Source organism: Clostridium acidisoli DSM 12555, from assembly GCF_900176305.1.
GTDB classification, from domain to species: Bacteria; Bacillota; Clostridia; order Clostridiales; family Clostridiaceae; genus Clostridium_I; species Clostridium_I acidisoli.
The window spans coordinates 1-19,696 of sequence record NZ_FWXH01000025.1 but is presented as its reverse complement, the minus strand read 5'-3'; the positions used below and the strand labels follow the sequence as shown (position 1 = coordinate 19,696).

19 protein-coding genes and 1 rRNA gene are annotated in these 19,696 nt (G+C 29.5%); 8 read left to right on the top strand and 12 right to left on the bottom strand.

The features are described 5' to 3' along the window. Positions 1-20: 20 nt before the first annotated feature. The 12 genes from B8978_RS17145 to rpmH all read right to left on the bottom strand — a co-directional run bounded on the left by B8978_RS17145 (position 21) and on the right by rpmH (position 9,668). Complete coding sequence (locus B8978_RS17145; RefSeq protein ID WP_084117513.1) at positions 21-524, bottom strand: DUF4446 family protein; 504 nt, start codon at positions 522-524, stop codon at positions 21-23. Positions 525-566: 42 nt separating this feature from the next. Beyond that, complete coding sequence (locus B8978_RS17140; protein WP_084117512.1) at positions 567-1,421, bottom strand: ParB/RepB/Spo0J family partition protein; 855 nt, start codon at positions 1,419-1,421, stop codon at positions 567-569. A 7-nt stretch (positions 1,422-1,428) separates the two neighbouring features. Continuing rightward, positions 1,429-2,196 carry a ParA family protein gene (locus B8978_RS17135; protein WP_084117511.1) on the bottom strand — a complete coding sequence of 256 codons (768 nt, stop codon included), beginning with the start codon at positions 2,194-2,196 and terminating at the stop codon, positions 1,429-1,431. Positions 2,197-2,392: 196 nt separating this feature from the next. Next, entirely contained in the window at positions 2,393-3,205 is an 813-nt protein-coding gene (gene noc, locus B8978_RS17130; RefSeq protein ID WP_084117510.1) for a nucleoid occlusion protein, read from the bottom strand. Positions 3,206-3,295: 90 nt separating this feature from the next. Continuing rightward, on the bottom strand, positions 3,296-4,015 hold the full coding sequence (rsmG, locus tag B8978_RS17125) for a 16S rRNA (guanine(527)-N(7))-methyltransferase RsmG (protein WP_084117509.1): 720 nt from the start codon (positions 4,013-4,015) through the stop codon (positions 3,296-3,298). Positions 4,016-4,070: 55 nt separating this feature from the next. Beyond that, positions 4,071-5,954, bottom strand: a complete 1,884-nt coding sequence (gene mnmG / locus B8978_RS17120) for a tRNA uridine-5-carboxymethylaminomethyl(34) synthesis enzyme MnmG (RefSeq protein WP_084117529.1) — start codon at positions 5,952-5,954, stop codon at positions 4,071-4,073. Between the two features lie 12 nt (positions 5,955-5,966). Beyond that, positions 5,967-7,343, bottom strand: a complete 1,377-nt coding sequence (gene mnmE / locus B8978_RS17115; RefSeq protein WP_084117528.1) for a tRNA uridine-5-carboxymethylaminomethyl(34) synthesis GTPase MnmE — start codon at positions 7,341-7,343, stop codon at positions 5,967-5,969. Between the two features lie 113 nt (positions 7,344-7,456). After that, complete coding sequence (gene jag / locus B8978_RS17110) at positions 7,457-8,083, bottom strand: RNA-binding cell elongation regulator Jag/EloR (protein WP_084117508.1); 627 nt, start codon at positions 8,081-8,083, stop codon at positions 7,457-7,459. A gap of 40 nt (positions 8,084-8,123) precedes the next feature. Then, positions 8,124-8,909: a membrane protein insertase YidC gene (yidC, locus tag B8978_RS17105; RefSeq protein ID WP_084117507.1), complete on the bottom strand. Its 786-nt coding sequence runs from the start codon at positions 8,907-8,909 to the stop codon at positions 8,124-8,126. 19 nt (positions 8,910-8,928) lie between these two features. Further along, positions 8,929-9,144 (bottom strand): membrane protein insertion efficiency factor YidD, encoded by a 216-nt coding sequence (gene yidD, locus B8978_RS17100; protein WP_423236727.1) that lies wholly within the window; start codon positions 9,142-9,144, stop codon positions 8,929-8,931. Continuing rightward, entirely contained in the window at positions 9,101-9,475 is a 375-nt protein-coding gene (rnpA, locus tag B8978_RS17095; RefSeq protein ID WP_084117506.1) for a ribonuclease P protein component, read from the bottom strand. The genes yidD and rnpA overlap by 44 nt, the downstream gene beginning before the upstream one ends. Positions 9,476-9,533: 58 nt before the next feature. Continuing rightward, on the bottom strand, positions 9,534-9,668 hold the full coding sequence (rpmH, locus tag B8978_RS17090) for a 50S ribosomal protein L34 (RefSeq protein WP_084117505.1): 135 nt from the start codon (positions 9,666-9,668) through the stop codon (positions 9,534-9,536). A gap of 529 nt (positions 9,669-10,197) precedes the next feature. Here rpmH and dnaA point away from each other — a divergent pair. The 8 genes from dnaA to B8978_RS17050 form a co-directional block, all read left to right on the top strand. Then, positions 10,198-11,541, top strand: a complete 1,344-nt coding sequence (gene dnaA, locus B8978_RS17085; RefSeq protein WP_084117504.1) for a chromosomal replication initiator protein DnaA — start codon at positions 10,198-10,200, stop codon at positions 11,539-11,541. 255 nt (positions 11,542-11,796) lie between these two features. Next, positions 11,797-12,897 (top strand): DNA polymerase III subunit beta, encoded by a 1,101-nt coding sequence (gene dnaN, locus B8978_RS17080; RefSeq protein ID WP_084117503.1) that lies wholly within the window; start codon positions 11,797-11,799, stop codon positions 12,895-12,897. A 66-nt stretch (positions 12,898-12,963) separates the two neighbouring features. After that, positions 12,964-13,170 carry an RNA-binding S4 domain-containing protein gene (locus B8978_RS17075; protein ID WP_084117502.1) on the top strand — a complete coding sequence of 69 codons (207 nt, stop codon included), beginning with the start codon at positions 12,964-12,966 and terminating at the stop codon, positions 13,168-13,170. Between the two features lie 58 nt (positions 13,171-13,228). Beyond that, positions 13,229-14,314, top strand: a complete 1,086-nt coding sequence (gene recF / locus B8978_RS17070) for a DNA replication/repair protein RecF (RefSeq protein WP_084117501.1) — start codon at positions 13,229-13,231, stop codon at positions 14,312-14,314. Positions 14,315-14,340: 26 nt separating this feature from the next. Continuing rightward, positions 14,341-14,604: an extracellular matrix regulator RemB gene (gene remB / locus B8978_RS17065; protein ID WP_084117500.1), complete on the top strand. Its 264-nt coding sequence runs from the start codon at positions 14,341-14,343 to the stop codon at positions 14,602-14,604. Positions 14,605-14,631: 27 nt separating this feature from the next. After that, a complete protein-coding gene (gene gyrB / locus B8978_RS17060; RefSeq protein WP_084117499.1) occupies positions 14,632-16,542 on the top strand; it encodes a DNA topoisomerase (ATP-hydrolyzing) subunit B in 1,911 nt (636 codons plus the stop codon). A 32-nt stretch (positions 16,543-16,574) separates the two neighbouring features. Further along, positions 16,575-19,055 (top strand): DNA gyrase subunit A, encoded by a 2,481-nt coding sequence (gene gyrA, locus B8978_RS17055; RefSeq protein ID WP_084117498.1) that lies wholly within the window; start codon positions 16,575-16,577, stop codon positions 19,053-19,055. A gap of 430 nt (positions 19,056-19,485) precedes the next feature. Further along, a 16S ribosomal RNA gene (locus tag B8978_RS17050) occupies positions 19,486-19,696 on the top strand; the annotation flags it as partial.

Here is a 19,696-nt window from a genome sequence, read left to right as displayed (position 1 = left end):
AGGAGATTTTTATATTCACTTTATAATATTTTATTTATAGAATTTTTTAATACTGTTTCTTCTTCCGATGATAAGTCATACCTTGATATTCCTTTATCAATAGGTTTTGCATAAGTTGTACTTTCACTTCTTCCATATATACTTGTAAGAACAACACCATCTTTATTATTATCTAACATTGCTATTGAAAAACTTAAATCACTTCCTACATCATCAAATGCTTTATATCTTATTATCGATACATTTTGTATACACTGATTGACTTTACCTTGTATATCTAGATACATCTTTTTTACTTCATCCGTTTCTCTTACAGACTCTTCTACTTTACCCATATACGATTTAACTAATTCTTCAATATTAGTATTGTCTATTCCCCTTGTTAATTTTTTCAATCTATTATCAATTCTCTTAATTGATCTTTTACTTGCAACTATGATTATAAATAATATTAAAATAAGTAGGAGTAATCCTCCAGATATATATATTCCAAATTCATTATACAATTGTAAAATATTTTGCATTTAAATTCGTCCCTTCATAATTCCAATGTTTCATGTGAAACATTATATTTTTAATATTTCCAGTATTCTCTGTAAATCATCATTTGAATAATATTCTATTTCAATTTTTCCTCTGCTATTTTTATTCTTTAAATTAACTTTAGTTGCAAACATTACTTCTAATTTATCACGTATGTCATCTATGTACACTTGAATTTTTTGATTGTCACCTTCCGTAGTCTTCTTTTCATGCTTATCCTGTAATTTTTTTATTAGTCTTTCTGTCTCTCTAACACTTAATTTTTCATCTATTATTTTTTGTGCTAACTCATATTGTAAATTTTTATCTTCAATTCCTAAGAGTGTCCTTGCATGACCTTCTGAGATAACTTCATCAATTAAATATCCTTGTACTCTTTCATCTAAATTTAGTAGTCTTATGCAATTTGTAATTGCAGTTCTTGACTTGCCAACTTTTATTGCTAATTGTTCTTGCGTTAATTTAAACTCTTCTAATAATTTTTTATATGCTAAAGCTTCTTCAATTGGATTTAAATCTTCTCTTTGTATATTTTCTATAAGTGAAACTTCTAATAATTCCTTATCACTTAATTCCATTATAACTGCTGGAACTTCCTTTAATGATAAATTTTTAGCAGCTCGCCATCTTCTCTCACCCGCAACAATAATATAATTATCGCCATCTCTTATTAGAACTAAAGGCTGAATAATTCCATGTTCTTTAATAGATTCTGAAAGATTATTGATTTTTTCATCGTCAAAATTTTTTCTGGGCTGCTGTGCATTTGGTTTAATAAGATTAATCGGTATAATATTTACACCAGAGTTCTCTTCCTCTACCATATTCTGATTTATTAATGCCCCAAGACCTTTACCTAACCCACCTTTTTTATTCATAATAAAATCACTCCTTCTGCCTGCTTAAAAACTCCTCAGCCAATTCATTGTAACATTGCGCGCCTCTACACTTTTCATCATAAAGCAAAATTGGTAGTCCAAAACTAGGTGCTTCAGCAAGTCTTATGTTTCTAGGTATTGATGTATTATAAATTTTGTTATCAAAATATTTTTTCACTTCACTAAAAACTTCATTTGATAGTCTTGTCCTATTATCGAACATCGTTAAAATAACGCCTTCAATATCCAAGTTTTTATTTAGTGCTTTCTTTACCAGATGTATTGTATTAATAAGCTGACCTACTCCTTCTAATGCATAAAACTCAGCCTGTATTGGAATCAAAACACTGTCTGAAGCACATAATGAATTAATGGTTAGTAAACCAAGAGATGGGGGACAATCTATAAATACATAATCATAATCTTTAGATATTTCATCAATTTTGTTTTTTAATATTGATTCTCTACTCATAGCATTGATTATTTCTACTTCAGCACCAGCAAGTTCAAGTGTTGAAGGTGCTATATAAAAATTATCAATCAATTCAGATTTTAATATAACATCTTCTAATTTTTCATCTGATGTAATGACTTCATACATGGATTTATGTATGTTTTTTTTATCAAATCCTAACCCACTTGTCGTATTACCTTGTGGATCTATATCTATTGTCAGTACCTTATATCCCTTCATTGCAAGATATGCACATAGATTTATATTAGTTGTAGTCTTACCTACACCTCCTTTTTGATTGAAAATACTTACTATTTTCATCAATTTCACCTCTTTCCTCTTTATAGTATTTATTAAAATGTCATTTAACTTCTAATATCATTATAATATCATATATTTGCTTTATAAATAGCTTTTACAAAACATTTATAAAAAATATATAGAAATTTATCTTTAAATAGCTGCATCACCAAAAAAACAACTAGTAAAACTAGTTGTTTTTTTGGTGATATGAATTTTATTGCTTTTTATTTGTTTCACGTGAAACAACATTTTTAGGAATTTTAATTGTAACTTCTATAAAATCATCTAAATCTCTAGATTTATAATTAGCATTAATTCCGTACTTATCAAAAACTTGTTTAATAGTATTTATATATACCTTAGGACTAAAGATTCCCTTTATTCTTTTTTTACCATCTGCAGCTATATCAGCATTATTTATTTTTAATAATTCTTTATCTATCAATTCTTCTGCTTTTTTTACATTTAATCCTTGATTAATTATGGTCTTTAAAATTTTCTTTTGTAGTTTTATATTTGGTAATTTCAACAATGCCCTTGCATGTCTTTCAGTTAGTGAGTTTTTTAAAATTATTTTTCTAAGTTCAGCATCCAATTTTAGTACTCTAATTTTATTAGCAATAGTAGATTGTTTCTTACCTATACTTAATGCAAGCTTCTCTTGAGTATATCCATGTTCTTTTATTAAATTATAATAAGCTTCTGCTTCCTCTACAAAATTCAAATCTTCTCTTTGAAGATTTTCTAGTAATGCAATAGCTGCTGATTCACTATCTGATATGTCTACTACTATAGCTGGTACAGATTTTAATCCTGCTATAGTTGCTGCTCTAAAACGTCTCTCCCCAGCAACAATTTCATATTTTCCAAGTTGATCTCTTCTTACTGATAATGGCTGTATTATACCATAATTTTTTATTGATTGTGCTAATTCATTTAAAGCCTTTTCATCAAAATACTTTCTAGGCTGATATCTATTAGCATAAATGCAATCCATTTCTATATATAGTATATTGTCGTTAACCATATTAAACCATCCTTATATAATATTTCATTATAGTTCATTTCTTCATAAATCAATAAAATCCTTCTTTTTTATAAGTAAGTTTTTTATTTTTTATCTAATTGGCTTTTTAGTAACCATTCCTGCTTTCCTAGGATATTTAATATCCGTTGCCTTTATCTTCTTTATAATAACTAAGTTATGTTTTATATCACTATTCTCAATCTCAACTTCTATTATTTCTTGAATTTTACCACCTAAGGTTCCTATAGCATTTTTAGCTTCTTTTAATTCATCTTCAATTGCAGGCCCTTTAAGCGCTAAAAAATATCCGCCAACTTTTACATATGGAATACAAAATTCGCTTAAAACCGTCATATTTGCTACAGCCCTTGATGTAGCTATATCAAAGCTTTCTCTATAGTCTTTATCCTTTGCAAAATCTTCTGCTCTTCCATGTATTGTTTTTATATCCTTTAACTCTAACGCACTAATAACTTCATTTAAAAAATTTATTCTTTTGTTTAGTGAATCAAGCAAAACAACATTGATATTATCATTAAGTATTTTTATGGGAATTCCTGGAAATCCACCGCCAGTTCCAACATCAATTAAGTTTTTAGCCTCTTTTAAATATTGAAATTTGAAAGCTTCTATACAATCAATAAAATGTTTTTGAATTATATCATTATCTTCAGTAATGGCCGTAAGGTTAATCTTTTCGTTCCACTCTTTTATCATTTCTTTATATTTTATAAATTTATTATATTTAGTTTCATTGAATTCTACTTTTACTTTTTCACATGCTATATTCATTATATCAAAATGTTCCATATAACCTCCTATTTGACTAAATACTTTAATTAAAATACAATTTTGTGTTTATAATTTACTTTGATTTTAATTTAAAATATTGTTCTAAGTAAATCATAAGTACGGATATGTCTGCAGGCGACACTCCAGAAATTCTTGAAGCCTGGCCTAAATTAGTGGGTTTCATTTTACTAAGCTTTTGAATTGCTTCGGTTCTCAGCCCCTTTACCATCTCATAATCCAACTCACTAGGTATATTTCTATTTTCAAATTTTTTAAACTGTTCAACTTGCTCTAATTGCTTATAAATATAGCCTTCATACTTAGTCATGATTTCTACTTCTTCTGTTATATCCTTTGGCAGCTTTGGTCTCTCTTCATCTAATTCTTTTACTATACTATAATCTAATTCTGGTCTTTTTATTAATTCATATAAACTAATTGGTTTTCTTAACGCTGCAGTACCAACACTTTCTAAAAATGAATTTACTTCTCTTTTGTTAGTGATTTGCAGTTTCTTTAATCTATTTATTTCTTCATCAACAGCTTTTTTCTTATTTGTAAATACTTCATATCTCTTTTCACTTACGAGTCCAATTCTATATCCCATTTCAGTAAGTCTTATATCTGCATTATCTTGCCTTAAAAGGAGCCTATATTCCGCTCTAGATGTCATCATTCTGTATGGTTCATTTGTTCCTTTAGTAACTAGATCATCAATTAATACCCCTATATAGGCATCTGATCTACTAAGTATTAAAGGCTCTTTATTTTTTATTTTTAAAGAAGCATTTATTCCAGCTATAAGTCCCTGACAAGCAGCTTCTTCATATCCAGAACTTCCATTTAGCTGTCCTGCTCCAAACAATCCTTCTATATTTTTAAATTCTAGCGATAATTTCAATTGAGTGGGATCAATACAATCATATTCTATAGCATAGGCTGTTCTCATTATTTCTGCATTTTCAAGTCCACTAATTGTTCTAATTACCTTCAATTGAACTTCTTCTGGAAGTGAGCTAGATAAGCCTCCAACATACATTTCATTTGTATTTTCTCCTTCAGGCTCTATAAATATCTGATGCTGATTTTTATCAGGAAATCTTTTCACTTTATCTTCTATTGATGGACAATATCTTGGACCAACACTTTTTATGCTTCCATTATATAAAGGTGATCTGTGTATATTGTCCATTATTACTTTATGTGTTTTATCGTTAGTGTACGTTAAATAACAAAGTATTTGGTTTCTATCAATATTTTCACTTATAAAAGAAAAAGGTGTAATTATATCATCACCAGGCTGCTCAATCATTTTTGAAAAATCTATAGATCTTTTATTTACACGAGCAGGCGTACCTGTTTTAAATCTTCTAAGCTCTATTCCTGCATCTATAAGACTCTGGGACAACTCATTAGCTGGAAATAATCCACTTGGACCCCCGCTATAATTTACTTCACCTATTATTATCCTTGATCTAAGATAAGTTCCAGTAGCTAATACCACTGCTTTAGTATCAAAATATGCACCGTTTTTAGTAAGAATACCTTTCACTTTACCATTTTGTATGTCGATACTGACCACTTCTATTTGCTTAATATATAGATTTTCTTGATTTTCAAGAACTTCCTTCATTCTTTCTGAATATCTTCTTTTATCAGCTTGAGCTCTAAGCGAATGTACAGCAGGACCTTTTGATAAATTAAGCATTTTTGATTGTATAAAAGTATGATCTATATTTACTCCCATTTCTCCACCAAGAGCATCTACTTCTCTAACTAAATGACCTTTGGCCGTTCCTCCTACATTAGGATTACATGGCATCATAGCTATGCTATCTAGATTCATTGTACAAACTAATGTTTTTGCTCCAATTCTAGCTGAGGCTAATGCTGCTTCACAGCCTGCATGACCTGCTCCAATAACTATTACATCAAAACTATCACTATCATATCTAATCACTTAAAACACCTACTTTCCTAAACAAAAATCTTTAAATATCTTATCTATTAAATCTTCTTCTAAAGTATCTCCAGTTATTTCCCCTAGTGAATGCCACGCATTTCTAATATCAATTGAAGCTAAATCTATAGCTGAAGTGTTTTTTATAGCAAGTTCTGCATCTTCCAAATTAATTTTAGCCCTTATTAATGCAGCTTTATGTCTAGTATTTGTGATGATATATTCCTTTATCTTAATATCTCCTCTAAAAAACATCTTTTCAATTTTTTCTTTCAATTTTTGTGTTCCAAAACCACTTTTAGCTGATATTTCAATTATATTTTTTGATTCTATATCTCTTAAATCATTAAAGTCTAATTTTTTAGGTAAATCTACTTTATTCAGTAATACTATATATTTTTTATTCTTAATATATTTAATTATTTCTAAATCTTTTTCATCCAAACTTTCACTAGAATCTAACATAAATATTATCAAATCGGCTTCTTCTATCTTCTTCTTTGATTTTTCCACACCAATTTTTTCTACAATATCCTCTGTTTCTCTTATACCTGCAGTATCAATTAATTTAATGGGAATCCCTGCTATATTTAAATGTTCTTCAATAACATCCCTAGTTGTTCCCGCAACCTCTGTAACAATTGCTCTTTTTTCTTCTAATAATGAATTTAATAACGAAGATTTTCCCACGTTGGGTTTGCCTACAATAGCTGTTTTTAAGCCTTCTCTTAATATTTTGCCTTCATCAGCAGTTAAAATTAACTCATTTATCTCTTTTAAAATTTTTGATATTTCTTCGTATGTCTTTTCAGATGTCATCTCTTCAAGATCATCTTCTGGATAGTCTACAGTAGCCTCTATATGCGCTATAATTTCAAGTAGTTTAGTTCTAAGTCTATTAATCTCTTTAGAAACTCTTCCCTCTGCTTGCATCATAGCAGCTTTCATACTCTTTTCAGTTTTTGATGTTATTATATCCATAACTGCCTCTGCCTGGCTAAGATCTATTCTTCCGTTTAAGAATGCTCTCTTTGTAAATTCTCCTGGCTCAGCAAGCCTTGCTCCATTTTTTAATACCTCTTCTAAAATCATCTTAGTTACCAAAATACCACCATGACAATTAATTTCAACAGTATCTTCAGCTGTAAAACTCTTTGGTCCCTTCATAAAACTAATTATAACCTCATCAAGAGTTTCACCATTTGAATCTATTATGTTTCCATATTTCATTGTATATGGCTTAATATCTAAAATATCTTTGTGATTTTTTGATTTAAAAATATTATTTACTATTACTAAACAATTTTTACCTGAAACTCTTATTATAGAAATTCCACCTTCACCTATTGGTGTAGCTATTGCTGCTATAGTATCAAATTCTTTCATATGAATAAAAAGTCGTTCCAAAATGCTAATAATTATATTATTTATGTACATTTCGAAATAACTTTTGGCCCCCTTTCTTTGCTCTTATAGCCTACTAAGTAAAAAGAAAGCCATCAGGCTTTCTTTAAATCGATTACTACATATCTATGAGGTTCATCGCCCTCACTATAAGTTTTAATATATTTGTCTTCTTGAAGTGCTGAATGAATTATCCTTCTTTCATAAGGATTCATAGGTTCAAGTCTCATAATTTTACCTGTTTTATGAACTTTATGAGCTATTCTCATTGCTAATCGTTTTAAAGTTTCTTCTCTTTTATCCCTATAATTTTCAGCATCCAAAACGATTCTTTTGTATTCTCCGCTTTGCTCTTTATTTACAACTAAACTAACAAGATATTGAAGTGAGTCTAAAGTCTCACCCCTATATCCAATTAAGATACCCATATTAGAACCATTTAAAACAATTTTTATTATATTTTTATTTTCAGTAATATTAATTTCTGCATCTATTCCCATATTATCGAGTATATTTCTTAAAAAAGACTTTGCCTCTGTAGCATAATCTTTTTTTAATGTCACTTTTATTTTTGCAGGTCTTCTTCCTATAATACTCAAAAGACCTTTATTACCCTCATCAATAACTTCAATCTCAACCCTATCTTCTGTGACACCAAGTTCACTAAGAGCATTTTCTTTTGCTACACCAACAGTTTTGCCCACATATTCTAAACATTTCATGTCCTAAGACACCCCCTTGGCAGGCTAATTTTAGTTATCATTAGATATCTTTTTGTTTTTTTTGTTGTTTTGGTTTTTTAGTATTTTTATCATCTTTGTCGTCAGAAGAATTAGCTTGTGCTATGGCTTTTTTATCATCCTCTTCTGCCTCAGTTTTTTTACTCAACATAAACATAACAATTCTAGTTTGCGTCATTTGTATTAGGTTACCAGCAGTCCAATAAAGAACTAATGCCGCATTAAATTTCAAACTCATATATAAAAACACAGCTGACATAACCAAATTCATAGTACGTGATTGTTTTGCTTGGTCTTTATCAGGATTATTCATAGTCATTAACATTCCAGAAATATATGTTGTTGCACCTGAAAATATAGGAAGAATTAACGATGTCCAATCTGAAAAACTAGCTGTCTTTGACAAATCATGAATCCATAAAAATCCAATTCCATTTATCTTTAAGGTTGAAAAAACCCAATATAAGGCTATAAGAATAGGATACTGTAATATAAGAGGTAAACATCCTCCTAAAGGATTAACACCCATCTCCTTATACAACTTCATAGTTTCTGTATTTAGTTTTTGTGGATCACTTTTATACTTTGCCTGTAGTTTCTTTACTTCTGGAGAAACTTTTGTCATAAGAAATGATGATTTCAGTTGTTTATAGTTAAATGGAAATAACACCATCCTTATTATTATTGTAAGAATTATTATAGATAAGCCATAAGAAATATTTTTATCAGGAAAAATATTTAATATAGTATTATTTATAGCCTGAAAAAAATCAACAAATATATTATTTAAGAAAGGGATTTTAAACAAAATCATATCCTCCTATATTTTATTTAACCGGATCATATCCACCTTTGCTAAAAGGATTGCACCTTAATATTCTTTTAACTGACATAAAAAGACCCTTCAATGCTCCATATTTTTCAATTGCTTCAATAGCATACATAGAGCAAGTAGGATAAAATCTGCAACTTGGTCTTTTTAGCGGCGATATGTAGTTTCTATAAAATTTTATCAATTTTATTAATATTGTCTTTATTTTCATATAAACCTGCCTTCTTGAACAGATTTTTCATAGAAGTTTCAACTTCTTTATATCCTTTATCATTACATGCATATCGAGCAATAAACACAAAATCATAACCACTTTTTAACGATTCTTTGTTCAATCTATAGCTTTCACTTATTACTCTCTTAACCCTACTTCTAATTACACTTTTTCCTACTTTCTTGCTTACAGATATTCCAAGTCTGTTAATACTTTTATTTTTGTAATTTTTAAAAACATATAAAACAAGAAGCTTATTGGCGAAAGATTTACCATTTCTATAGACATTTCTGAACTCAGAATTCTTTCTTACCTTGAATTCTTTCATAATAAAATCTACTGCTCCTTTTTCCTGCAATTGCAGAAAAAGGCCACAAAAGCGGCCCTTATGCTGTCAATCTTTTTCTTCCTTTTTGTCTTCTTCTTCTAAGAACATTTCTTCCTTGAGGAGTGTTCATTCTTTTTCTAAATCCATGCTCTCTTTTTCTTTGTTTCTTTTTAGGTTGATAAGTCATAAACATAACATATGCACCTCCTTTGTGCAGTTCAATTTTTTATATAGCAATTCCTTACTAACAAATTTTCAGTTTTACTTTTATATTATATATTCACCTTATATTAATGTCAATATAAAGACTTTTGTTGATATTTTTAAAGCTAAAACATATTTTTTGTGGATAACTTCTTGAATAGCTGTTTGTCTTTTGATATTATTAGAAAAGGGTTGTTAATTATTTTTAAGAATAAAAGTTATGCACAAGTTGTGGACAAATTTGTGCATAACTTGTTTGATAAATTATTATATTATACATAATTTCTTATTTTTATATTAAAAAATGGCCATTTAGTGTAATTTAGATATGTTAATATATATTTTTTTAAACTGTTGATAATTTTAATGCTATTTCATTAATTAACAATATTATAAACATGTGAATATTTTTTACTTAGTTTGTCAACAACCTAAGATGTATACATAAATATGTTTATATTATTGTTAATAACCTGTTTACTTTAAAGAAAAAAAAAATTTTTACTGGAGGATAAGATATGGGCACCCAATTAGATACTATCTGGGAAAAAACTCTAAACATAATAAAAGGGGAACTTACAGAAGTTAGCTTTAACACTTGGATAAAAAGCATATCTCCTTTATCTATGGATAACAATTGCATAAGACTTGGTGTCCCTAATCAATTTACTAAGGAAATATTAGAAAGTAGATATAAGGATTTACTTTCTAATGCCGTAAAATTAATTACTACAAAGAAATATTCTCTATTTTTTAATATAATTTCAGAGGAAGTTTCGGAAACAAATGAATCAAATGATGCTCAAGATAATTCAGCAAACTTTGAAGATGATATGCATTCAATTTTGAACCCAAAATACAAATTTGATTCTTTTGTTATAGGCAATAGTAATCGTTTTGCTCACGCTGCATGCTTGGCCGTTGCAGAAGCTCCTGCTAAAGCCTATAATCCTCTATTTATATATGGAGGAGTAGGACTTGGAAAAACTCACTTAATGCACGCCATTGGACACTATATACTTCAAAACAACCCACGTGCAAAGGTTGTTTATGTTTCATCGGAAAAATTCACCAACGAATTAATAAATTCTATAAAAGATGATAAAAACGAGGAATTTAGGACTAAATATAGAAATGTTGATGTACTGCTTATAGATGATGTTCAATTTATTGGAGGTAAAGAACGTACTCAAGAAGAATTTTTCCATACATTTAATACACTTCATGAAAGTAATAAGCAAATAATTCTTTCAAGTGATCGACCACCAAAGGAAATACCTACACTTGAAGACAGACTTAGGTCTAGATTTGAATGGGGGCTTATTGCAGATATTCAACCACCTGATTTTGAAACGCGAATAGCTATATTAAAAAAGAAGGCCGATGTAGATAATTTAAAAATTCCTAATGAAGTTATGGTTTACATAGCAACTAAAATTAAATCTAACATAAGAGAATTAGAAGGTGCATTAATACGAATTGTAGCCTTTTCTTCCTTGACCAATAGAGAAATAAGTGTAGATCTTGCTTCCGAAGCTTTAAAGGACATAATCTCAAATAAGCAATCAAAACAAGTTACTATAGGACTAATCCAAGATATTGTTTCAAACTACTACAATTTAAGAATAGAAGACTTTAAGTCTGCTAGACGTACCAGAAACATAGCTTATCCAAGACAAATTGCAATGTATCTGTCTCGAAAATTAACAGATATGTCTTTACCAAAAATAGGTGAGGAATTTGGAGGTAGAGATCATACCACTGTAATACATGCCTATGAAAAAATATCTGAGGGCTTAAAAAAAGACGATTCGCTAAAAAATGCTATAAGCGATATAACTAAAAAAATAAATCAAAAATAATAACAGCTGTTTATAATAACTAGAAAATTACCTGTGGATAAAAAAAGCAAATTAAATTAATCTTAACAATGTGGATAAAGTTAAATTTTTGTTATTTACTTATCCACAATTATTTTTCGTCTAAATTGTTTGAAATACGGCGTTATGAATGTTATACACATATCAACAGCCCCTACTACTATTACTATACATAATTATATTATCTAATCTACCTATATAATTACTATTCGTGTTGATAAAAAGGAGGATTTTACAATGAAATTTATATGTGAAAAAAACAAATTACAAGAAGCAATCTCAGTAACTCAAAAAGCAGTAACTGGTAAATCAGCTATGCCTATATTGCAAGGTTTACTAATAGATGCATCAGAAGGAAAAATTACTATAACAGGTTCTGATATAGATTTAAGTATTGAAACGAAGATAGATGCAAACATTATAGAAAATGGTAAGGTTGTTGTAGATGCAAGACTTTTTGGGGATATAGTAAGAAAATTACCTAACAGCAGTATAGAAATAAGTTCAGCTACAGACAATTCTATAGAAATAATATGTGAAAAAACTAAATTTAATTTAATACATATGAGTGCAGATGATTTTCCGGTTCTACCAAGTATCGATGAAAAGAATATATTTTCTATAGAACAAAAATTACTTAAAAACATGATAAGAGGAACTATATTTGCCATTGCACAAGAAGAATCGAGACCTATATTAACAGGTGTTTTAGTTGAAATAAAAGATGGAAGAATAAACCTGGTGGCACTAGATGGTTATAGATTGGCATTAAAAAGTGAAGCTATAGATAGCGATGGCTCCATAAAAGCTGTTATTCCAGGTAAAACTTTAAATGAGGTTGTTAAAATTTTAGAAGATGAAGGAGTTGTAAATATTACATTTACTTCTAATCACATTTTAATAAATTTAGGTGATACTAAAATTATATCCAGACTTCTAGAAGGTGAATTTATAAAGTATACTTCAATAATTCCTGAAGAATACAGTTTAAAAATAACAGTAGAAAGAAATAAAATTTTGAATTGTATTGAGAGAGCATCACTTGTTGCTAAGGAAGGAAATACCAATTTGATCAAGTTTGATATTAACGATGAATTTATGGTGTTAACTTCTAATTCTCAATTGGGAAACGTAAGAGAAGAATTAAATATAATTTTGCAAGGTGAGCCTCTGCAAATTGCATTTAATGCAAAATATATGATTGACCTACTTAAAATAATGGATGAAGAAGAAATATATATGGAATTTTCTAGCAGTGTAAGTCCTTGTGTTGTAAAAAATAAACAAGATGACAATTGCACTTATTTAGTTCTGCCTGTAAGACTATTAAATAATTAAACAAAAATAAAAATAAGATTTAAAATAACAAAATTGGATATAATTAATAGCTAAGGGGGGATAGATATGAAAGAAATAAAAGTAGAAACTGATATAATAAAGCTTGATGCTTTTTTAAAGTGGTCAGGTGTTGCCACCCAGGGATCGGAAGCTAAATTTTATATAAAAAATGGCGATATTAAACTAAATGGCAATGTTGAAACTCAAAGAGGAAAAAAGTTAGTAAAGGGTGACATAGTAGAATTTGATGGTGAAAGTTATAAAATAGTTTAAATAAATAGTTTCTCCATAAGTTTAAATACTTATGTTATAATATATAAGGTGTTTAATTATGCATATAAAGTCATTGGAATTAAATAATTTTAGAAATTATGAAAAACTCAACATTGAAATGAATAAAGGTGTGAATATTTTTACTGGTGATAATGCTCAGGGAAAGACAAATATACTTGAGAGTATCTATTACTGTAGTATAGGAAAATCACACAGAACAAACAGGGATAAAGAACTTATTTTGTGGAATAAAAGTGACGCATATATAAGTCTTTATGTCTGTAAGGATAGAATTGATAAAAAAATACAGATAAAAATTTTTAAAGAGGGAAAAAAAGGAATAAATATAAACTCAATAAAATTAAAAAAAATATCTGAACTTTTTGGTGTTTTTAATGCGGTTATTTTTTCACCAGAAGATTTAAAAATTATAAAGGATTCACCAAGTGTAAGAAGAAAATTTCTTGATATAGAACTTTCTAAATTAAATTATAAATATTATTATAATCTAGTGCAGTACAACAAAGTGCTAAATGAACGCAATGCTGTACTAAGAAACAGAAGCTACACTAACTATGATATTTTAGATGTGTATGACATTCAGCTCTCGAAATATGGGAGTCAAGTAATAAAATACAGATTGGATTATTTAGAAAAACTAAATAAATTTGGAAGTGTTATACATAAGGACATAACAAACAATAAAGAAAATATAGAATTCAAGTATATTACAGGTGTTAAAGAATCTGAAAATATAGAAAGTGATTTGTTAAAAAATTATGTAAAAAGTAGAAAAAGAGATATTGATAGGGGCATCACATCTTTTGGACCACATAAGGATGATTTTGGTATAAGTATAAATAATACTGATACAAAAAGTTATGGTTCGCAAGGTCAACAAAGAACTGCTATTCTTACAATAAAGTTTGCTACAATAAATATTTTAAAAGATCATACAGGTGAAAATCCGGTATTGCTACTAGATGATGTATTATCAGAACTTGATACTTCAAGGCAAAGATATATTTTAAATTCAATAAATGGAATACAAACAATTATTACATGTACGGGAATTAGCGATATAGAAAAATACATAGACAACAGTTTTAAAATATTTAATGTTAAGGACGGAAAAATATTATGAGGTAAATTAAAATAAGGAGGAGTGCTATGTTTTTACATTTAGGTGAAAATGTTGTTGTTCCAATAAAAGATATTATTGGGATATTTGATATAGAAACCACTATGTATAGTTCTGATACTAGTCAATTTTTAAGAATGGCAGAAGAAGATGGATTTGTTGAGAGAATTACAGAAGACAAACCAAAATCATTTATAATTGCAGAAGTTAATAAAATGAGTAAAGTTTATTTATCACCTATATCATCTTCAACTTTGAGTAAAAGAAGTGAGATGTTTAATATAGAACCTTAGATAGTTTTTTAGAATAGGAGGATTTCCATGTCAGAAAATAATGGAGTTTATGATGAGAGTCAGATACAAGTACTTGAAGGACTTGAAGCTGTAAGAAAAAGACCAGGAATGTATATAGGAAGTACGTCACTTAGGGGACTTCATCACCTTGTGTATGAAATAGTAGATAATAGTATTGATGAAGCATTAGGTGGTTTTTGTAAAAATATAGACATTGTTATCCATAAGGATAATTCAGTCTCAATCTCAGATGATGGAAGAGGTATGCCTGTAGGAATTCACCATAAAATGGGTATACCTACGGTTCAAGTTATAATGACAATACTTCACGCTGGAGGAAAGTTTGGTGGCGGAGGATATAAGGTATCAGGAGGACTTCATGGAGTTGGAGCATCAGTTGTTAATGCACTATCTGAAAACTGTGAAGTCATAGTTAAAAATGAAGGACATATATGGAGACAATCTTATGAAAGAGGTAAAGTTGCAAGTCCTTTTGAAAAGATAGGAGATACAGATGAACATGGTACTCAAACAAATTTTAAACCAGATAGTGAGATTTTTGAAAGTTTAGAATTTGAACACGATACTTTAGTTCAAAGGCTTAGAGAATTAGCATTTTTAAATAAAGGAATAAAAATTAGTTTTTCTGATGAGAGACATGACAAACATGAAGAATTTCACTATGAAGGTGGAATAAAATCTTTTGTATCTTACCTAAATAGAAATAAAGAACCATTGTTTAAAGAACCAATTTACGCTGAGGGAATTAAAGATGATTACACAGTTGAAATTGCACTTCAATACAATGATGGTTATGTAGAAAATTTATTTTCATTTGCTAATAATATAGATACTGTGGAAGGTGGAACACACCTTGCTGGTTTTAAAACAGCATTAACTAGGGTATTAAATGATTATGCTAGAAAGTTTGGATTTATTAAGGAAAATGACAAAAATTTATCGGGCGAAGATATAAGAGAAGGTTTAACAGCAGTTGTATCGATTAAACTTACAGACCCTCAATTTGAAGGACAGACAAAAACAAAACTTGGAAATAGTGAAGTAAGAGGAATAGTAGATAATATCGTTGGACAAAAGGTTAGTACTTTTCTTGAAGAAAACCCTGCAATAGGAAAACTAATAATAGATAAGTCATTAGTGGCTGCAAGGGCAAGAGATGCAGCTAAAAAAGCAAGAGAGCTTACTAGAAGAAAATCTGTACTTGAAAGCACTACACTTCCTGGAAAGCTTGCAGATTGCTCATCAAAGGATCCATCAGAATGTGAAATTTACATTGTTGAGGGTGATTCAGCTGGTGGTTCTGCAAAGCAAGGAAGAGATAGAAAATTTCAAGCAATACTTCCTCTAAGAGGAAAGATAATGAATGTTGAAAAACAAAGAATAGATAAAATTTTAAATTCAGATATGATTAAAGCTATGATAACTGCTTTTGGAGCTGGAATAAGTGCAGATTTCAATTTGGAGAAGATAAGATATCATAGAATTATAATAATGACAGATGCTGATGTAGATGGTGCACATATTAGAACACTTCTTTTAACATTTTTCTATAGATATATGAGGGATCTTGTTGAGAGAGGACATGTTTATATAGCTCAGCCACCATTATACAAAGTAGCAAAGGGTAAAAAAGAAATATATTGTTATACAGATGATGAATTAGACAAAGCTATAGTTGAACTTGGTGGAAAAGATAACAATACAAATATACAAAGGTATAAAGGTCTTGGTGAAATGAATGCTGAGCAATTATGGGAAACAACTATGGATCCAGAGAGAAGAATACTTTTAAAGGCAACAGTTGAGGATGCTAGAGAAGCTGATGAAGTGTTTACTATTCTTATGGGTGATAAGGTAGAGCCTCGTAGAGAATTTATTCAGCAAAATGCTAAAAACGTTATTAACTTAGATATTTAATATTAATAAGCACAGTAAAAGAGGTGTGTCATATGAATAAAAATGAAGGTAAGGTTTTACAAGTAGACATAAGTAATGAAATGAAAAAATGCTATATAGATTACGCCATGAGCGTTATCGTAGATCGTGCACTTCCAGACGTAAGAGATGGACTTAAACCAGTACATAGAAGAATAATATATTCTATGCATGAATTAGGACTTACTCCTGAAAAAGGATATAGAAAATGTGCTAGAATCGTCGGAGATGTTCTTGGTAAGTATCATCCACATGGTGATACCTCTGTATATGATGCGTTGGTTAGAATGGCACAGAGTTTTAATTTAAGATATCCACTTGTAGATGGACATGGAAATTTTGGTTCAGTTGATGGAGATTCAGCTGCTGCAATGAGATATACAGAAGCAAAAATGAATAAAATAGCTGTTGAGATGATAAGAGATATAAATAAAAATACAGTTGATTTTATTCCTAATTTTGACGGTGAAGAAGAAGAACCATCTGTAATACCATCAAGATTTCCTAATTTACTTGTTAATGGTTCAGCTGGTATAGCTGTTGGTATGGCAACTAACATACCACCTCATAATCTAAATGAGGTTATTGATGGTATATTTATGCTTATTGATAATAGTGAAACTAGTATACTTGAACTTATGACAAAGATAAAAGGACCAGATTTTCCAACTGCAGCTAGTATCATAGGTAAAGCAGGAATAAGGGCTGCTTATGAAACTGGCAGAGGCAAGGTTGTTATAAGATCAAAATGTGAAATTGAAGAAGTTGATGGAAGACATAAAATTGTAGTACATGAGCTTCCTTATCAGGTAAACAAGGCAAGACTAGTAGAGAATATAGCTGAACTTGTTAAAGACAAAAGAATAACTGGAATATCAGATCTTAGAGATGAATCTGATAGGGATGGTATGAGAGTAGTAATTGAACTTAAGAGAGATGCAAATCCTCAGGTTCTATTAAATCAGCTATATAAGCATACAAAACTTCAAGACAGTTTCGGAATTATAATGCTTGCACTAGTTGATGGAAAACCACAATATCTTAATTTAAAACAAATGCTAGAACATTATATAGCGTTCCAAGAGGATGTTATAAGAAGAAGGACTCAATTTGAATTAGATAAAGCAAAAGCTAGAGCTCACATATTAGAAGGTTTAAAAATTGCACTTGATCACATTGATGAGGTAATTAATATAATAAGATCATCTAAAAACGTAAGTGAAGCTGAGCAAGGATTAATGGATAAATTTAATCTTTCAGAAAAGCAATCAGAAGCTATTGTAGAAATGAAATTAAGAAGACTTACTGGTTTAGAAAGAGAGAAGATTGAAGAAGAATTATTAGAACTTATGAAAAACATAGAGTATTTAATAAGCGTGTTGGCTGATAGACAAATGGTGTTAAACATTATAAAAGATGAACTTAATGACATAAAAGTAAAATATGGCGACGAGAGAAGAACTCAAATAGAAAGTGTTGAGAATGAAATAGATATAGAAGATCTTATAGAAGATGAAGATGTTGTAATAACGCTAACACATGCGGGATACATAAAGAGAATACCAGCAGACACTTATACTGCACAAAAAAGAGGTGGAAGAGGTATTCAGGCAATGGCAACTAAGGAAGATGACTTTGTGGAGCATATATTTATAACATCAACACACAAACATATTTTATTCTTTAGCAACAAAGGTAGAGCTTATAGATTAAAAGCATATGAAATTCCAGAAGCAGGTAGAACTGCAAAGGGAACAAATGTTATAAATCTTCTTCAATTAAATCAAGATGAAAAAATTCAAGCCGTAATTACATTAAAAGAATTTGATCCTGACAGATATTTAATCATGGGTACGAAAAAAGGTATAATTAAAAAGACTTCGCTAGATCAATATGCAGCAATAAGAAAAAATGGATTGAATGCTATGAACCTTAGAGAAGATGATGAGCTTATTGGTGTAAGATTTACAACTGGTGATAGTGAAATATTAATGGTTACAAAGCAAGGATATGCTATAAGATTTAACGAAAAAGACTCAAGGCCACTAGGAAGAAATGCAGCAGGTGTAAGAGGTATAAGATTAAGAGATGATGATATCGTAGTTAGCTTAGAAGTAATAGATCCAACTCAAGAAGTTCTTGTAGTAAGTGCTAATGGATTTGGAAAGAGAACTCGTATATCTGAATATACACTTCAAAAAAGAGGCGGAAAAGGTGTTATAACTTATAAAGTTTCTGAAAAGACTGGAGAACTTGTAGGTGCAAGAATGGTAAAGGATTCAGATGAAATGATGCTTATAAACAGTAATGATATTGTTATAAGAATAAATGTATCTGACATTTCAACTACCAGCAGAAACGCTATGGGAGTGACACTTATGAGAAAGTCACAAGATGAACAGGTTGTTGCCTTAGCTAAGATAGACAGTGAAGAAGATAATTTAAATTTAGAAGAAGATAATATAGAACAAGAAGATAACACAGAAAATCAATAAATTAAAATGGCAATACTAAAACTGTATTGCCATTTTTTTATTAAAATAAACATTAAAAAATTAATATAAAAACGTACAATTATCCACGTGTATCAGTGTAAGATAATTTAAGAAAATTGATGAAAAATGTAGAATGTTCAATTTAACTTGTTATAAATAAGATGGATAAAAAAACAAAAATAATAAATTTTGATAGAATATAACTCGTTGCTTAGTTATTATGACTTAGCAAGCAAATTTTGATTTAAATGTTAATAAAAAAATGTTGACAAATTAAAATCAAGGTGTTATAATATAAAAGTCGTCAGATGATGACGCAGTGATCTTTGAAAATTAAACAGAGTATAAGAATTAAGTAAACCAGCAAATTCTTTTGATGTTAGAAATAACATTAGATAATAAATTAAGCGAAATGAGCTTAATCAAACTTTTAATTGAGAGTTTGATCCTGGCTCAGGACGAACGCTGGCGGCGTGCTTAACACATGCAAGTCGAGCGAGAAACCTTCGGGTTTCTAGCGGCGGACGGGTGAGTAACACGTGGGTAACCTGCCTCAAAGTGGGGGATAGCCTTCCGAAAGGAAGATTAATACCGCATAACATTGTAGCTTCGCATGAAGCAATAATTAAAGGAGTAATCCG

Excerpts from the sequence above, each read along its gene's own strand:
- B8978_RS17145 (WP_084117513.1), bottom strand. The coding sequence starts at position 524 with ATGCAAAATATTTTACAATTGTATAATGAATTTGGAATATATATATCT.
- B8978_RS17140 (WP_084117512.1), bottom strand. The coding sequence starts at position 1,421 with ATGAATAAAAAAGGTGGGTTAGGTAAAGGTCTTGGGGCATTAATAAAT.
- B8978_RS17135 (WP_084117511.1), bottom strand. The coding sequence starts at position 2,196 with ATGAAAATAGTAAGTATTTTCAATCAAAAAGGAGGTGTAGGTAAGACT.
- noc (WP_084117510.1), bottom strand. The coding sequence starts at position 3,205 with ATGGTTAACGACAATATACTATATATAGAAATGGATTGCATTTATGCT.
- rsmG (WP_084117509.1), bottom strand. The coding sequence starts at position 4,015 with ATGGAACATTTTGATATAATGAATATAGCATGTGAAAAAGTAAAAGTA.
- mnmE (WP_084117528.1), bottom strand. The coding sequence starts at position 7,343 with ATGAAAGAATTTGATACTATAGCAGCAATAGCTACACCAATAGGTGAA.
- jag (WP_084117508.1), bottom strand. The coding sequence starts at position 8,083 with ATGAAATGTTTAGAATATGTGGGCAAAACTGTTGGTGTAGCAAAAGAA.
- yidD (WP_423236727.1), bottom strand. The coding sequence starts at position 9,144 with ATGAAAATAAAGACAATATTAATAAAATTGATAAAATTTTATAGAAAC.
- rnpA (WP_084117506.1), bottom strand. The coding sequence starts at position 9,475 with ATGAAAGAATTCAAGGTAAGAAAGAATTCTGAGTTCAGAAATGTCTAT.
- rpmH (WP_084117505.1), bottom strand. The coding sequence starts at position 9,668 with ATGTTTATGACTTATCAACCTAAAAAGAAACAAAGAAAAAGAGAGCAT.
- dnaA (WP_084117504.1), top strand. The coding sequence starts at position 10,198 with ATGGGCACCCAATTAGATACTATCTGGGAAAAAACTCTAAACATAATA.
- dnaN (WP_084117503.1), top strand. The coding sequence starts at position 11,797 with ATGAAATTTATATGTGAAAAAAACAAATTACAAGAAGCAATCTCAGTA.
- B8978_RS17075 (WP_084117502.1), top strand. The coding sequence starts at position 12,964 with ATGAAAGAAATAAAAGTAGAAACTGATATAATAAAGCTTGATGCTTTT.
- recF (WP_084117501.1), top strand. The coding sequence starts at position 13,229 with ATGCATATAAAGTCATTGGAATTAAATAATTTTAGAAATTATGAAAAA.
- remB (WP_084117500.1), top strand. The coding sequence starts at position 14,341 with ATGTTTTTACATTTAGGTGAAAATGTTGTTGTTCCAATAAAAGATATT.
- gyrB (WP_084117499.1), top strand. The coding sequence starts at position 14,632 with ATGTCAGAAAATAATGGAGTTTATGATGAGAGTCAGATACAAGTACTT.
- gyrA (WP_084117498.1), top strand. The coding sequence starts at position 16,575 with ATGAATAAAAATGAAGGTAAGGTTTTACAAGTAGACATAAGTAATGAA.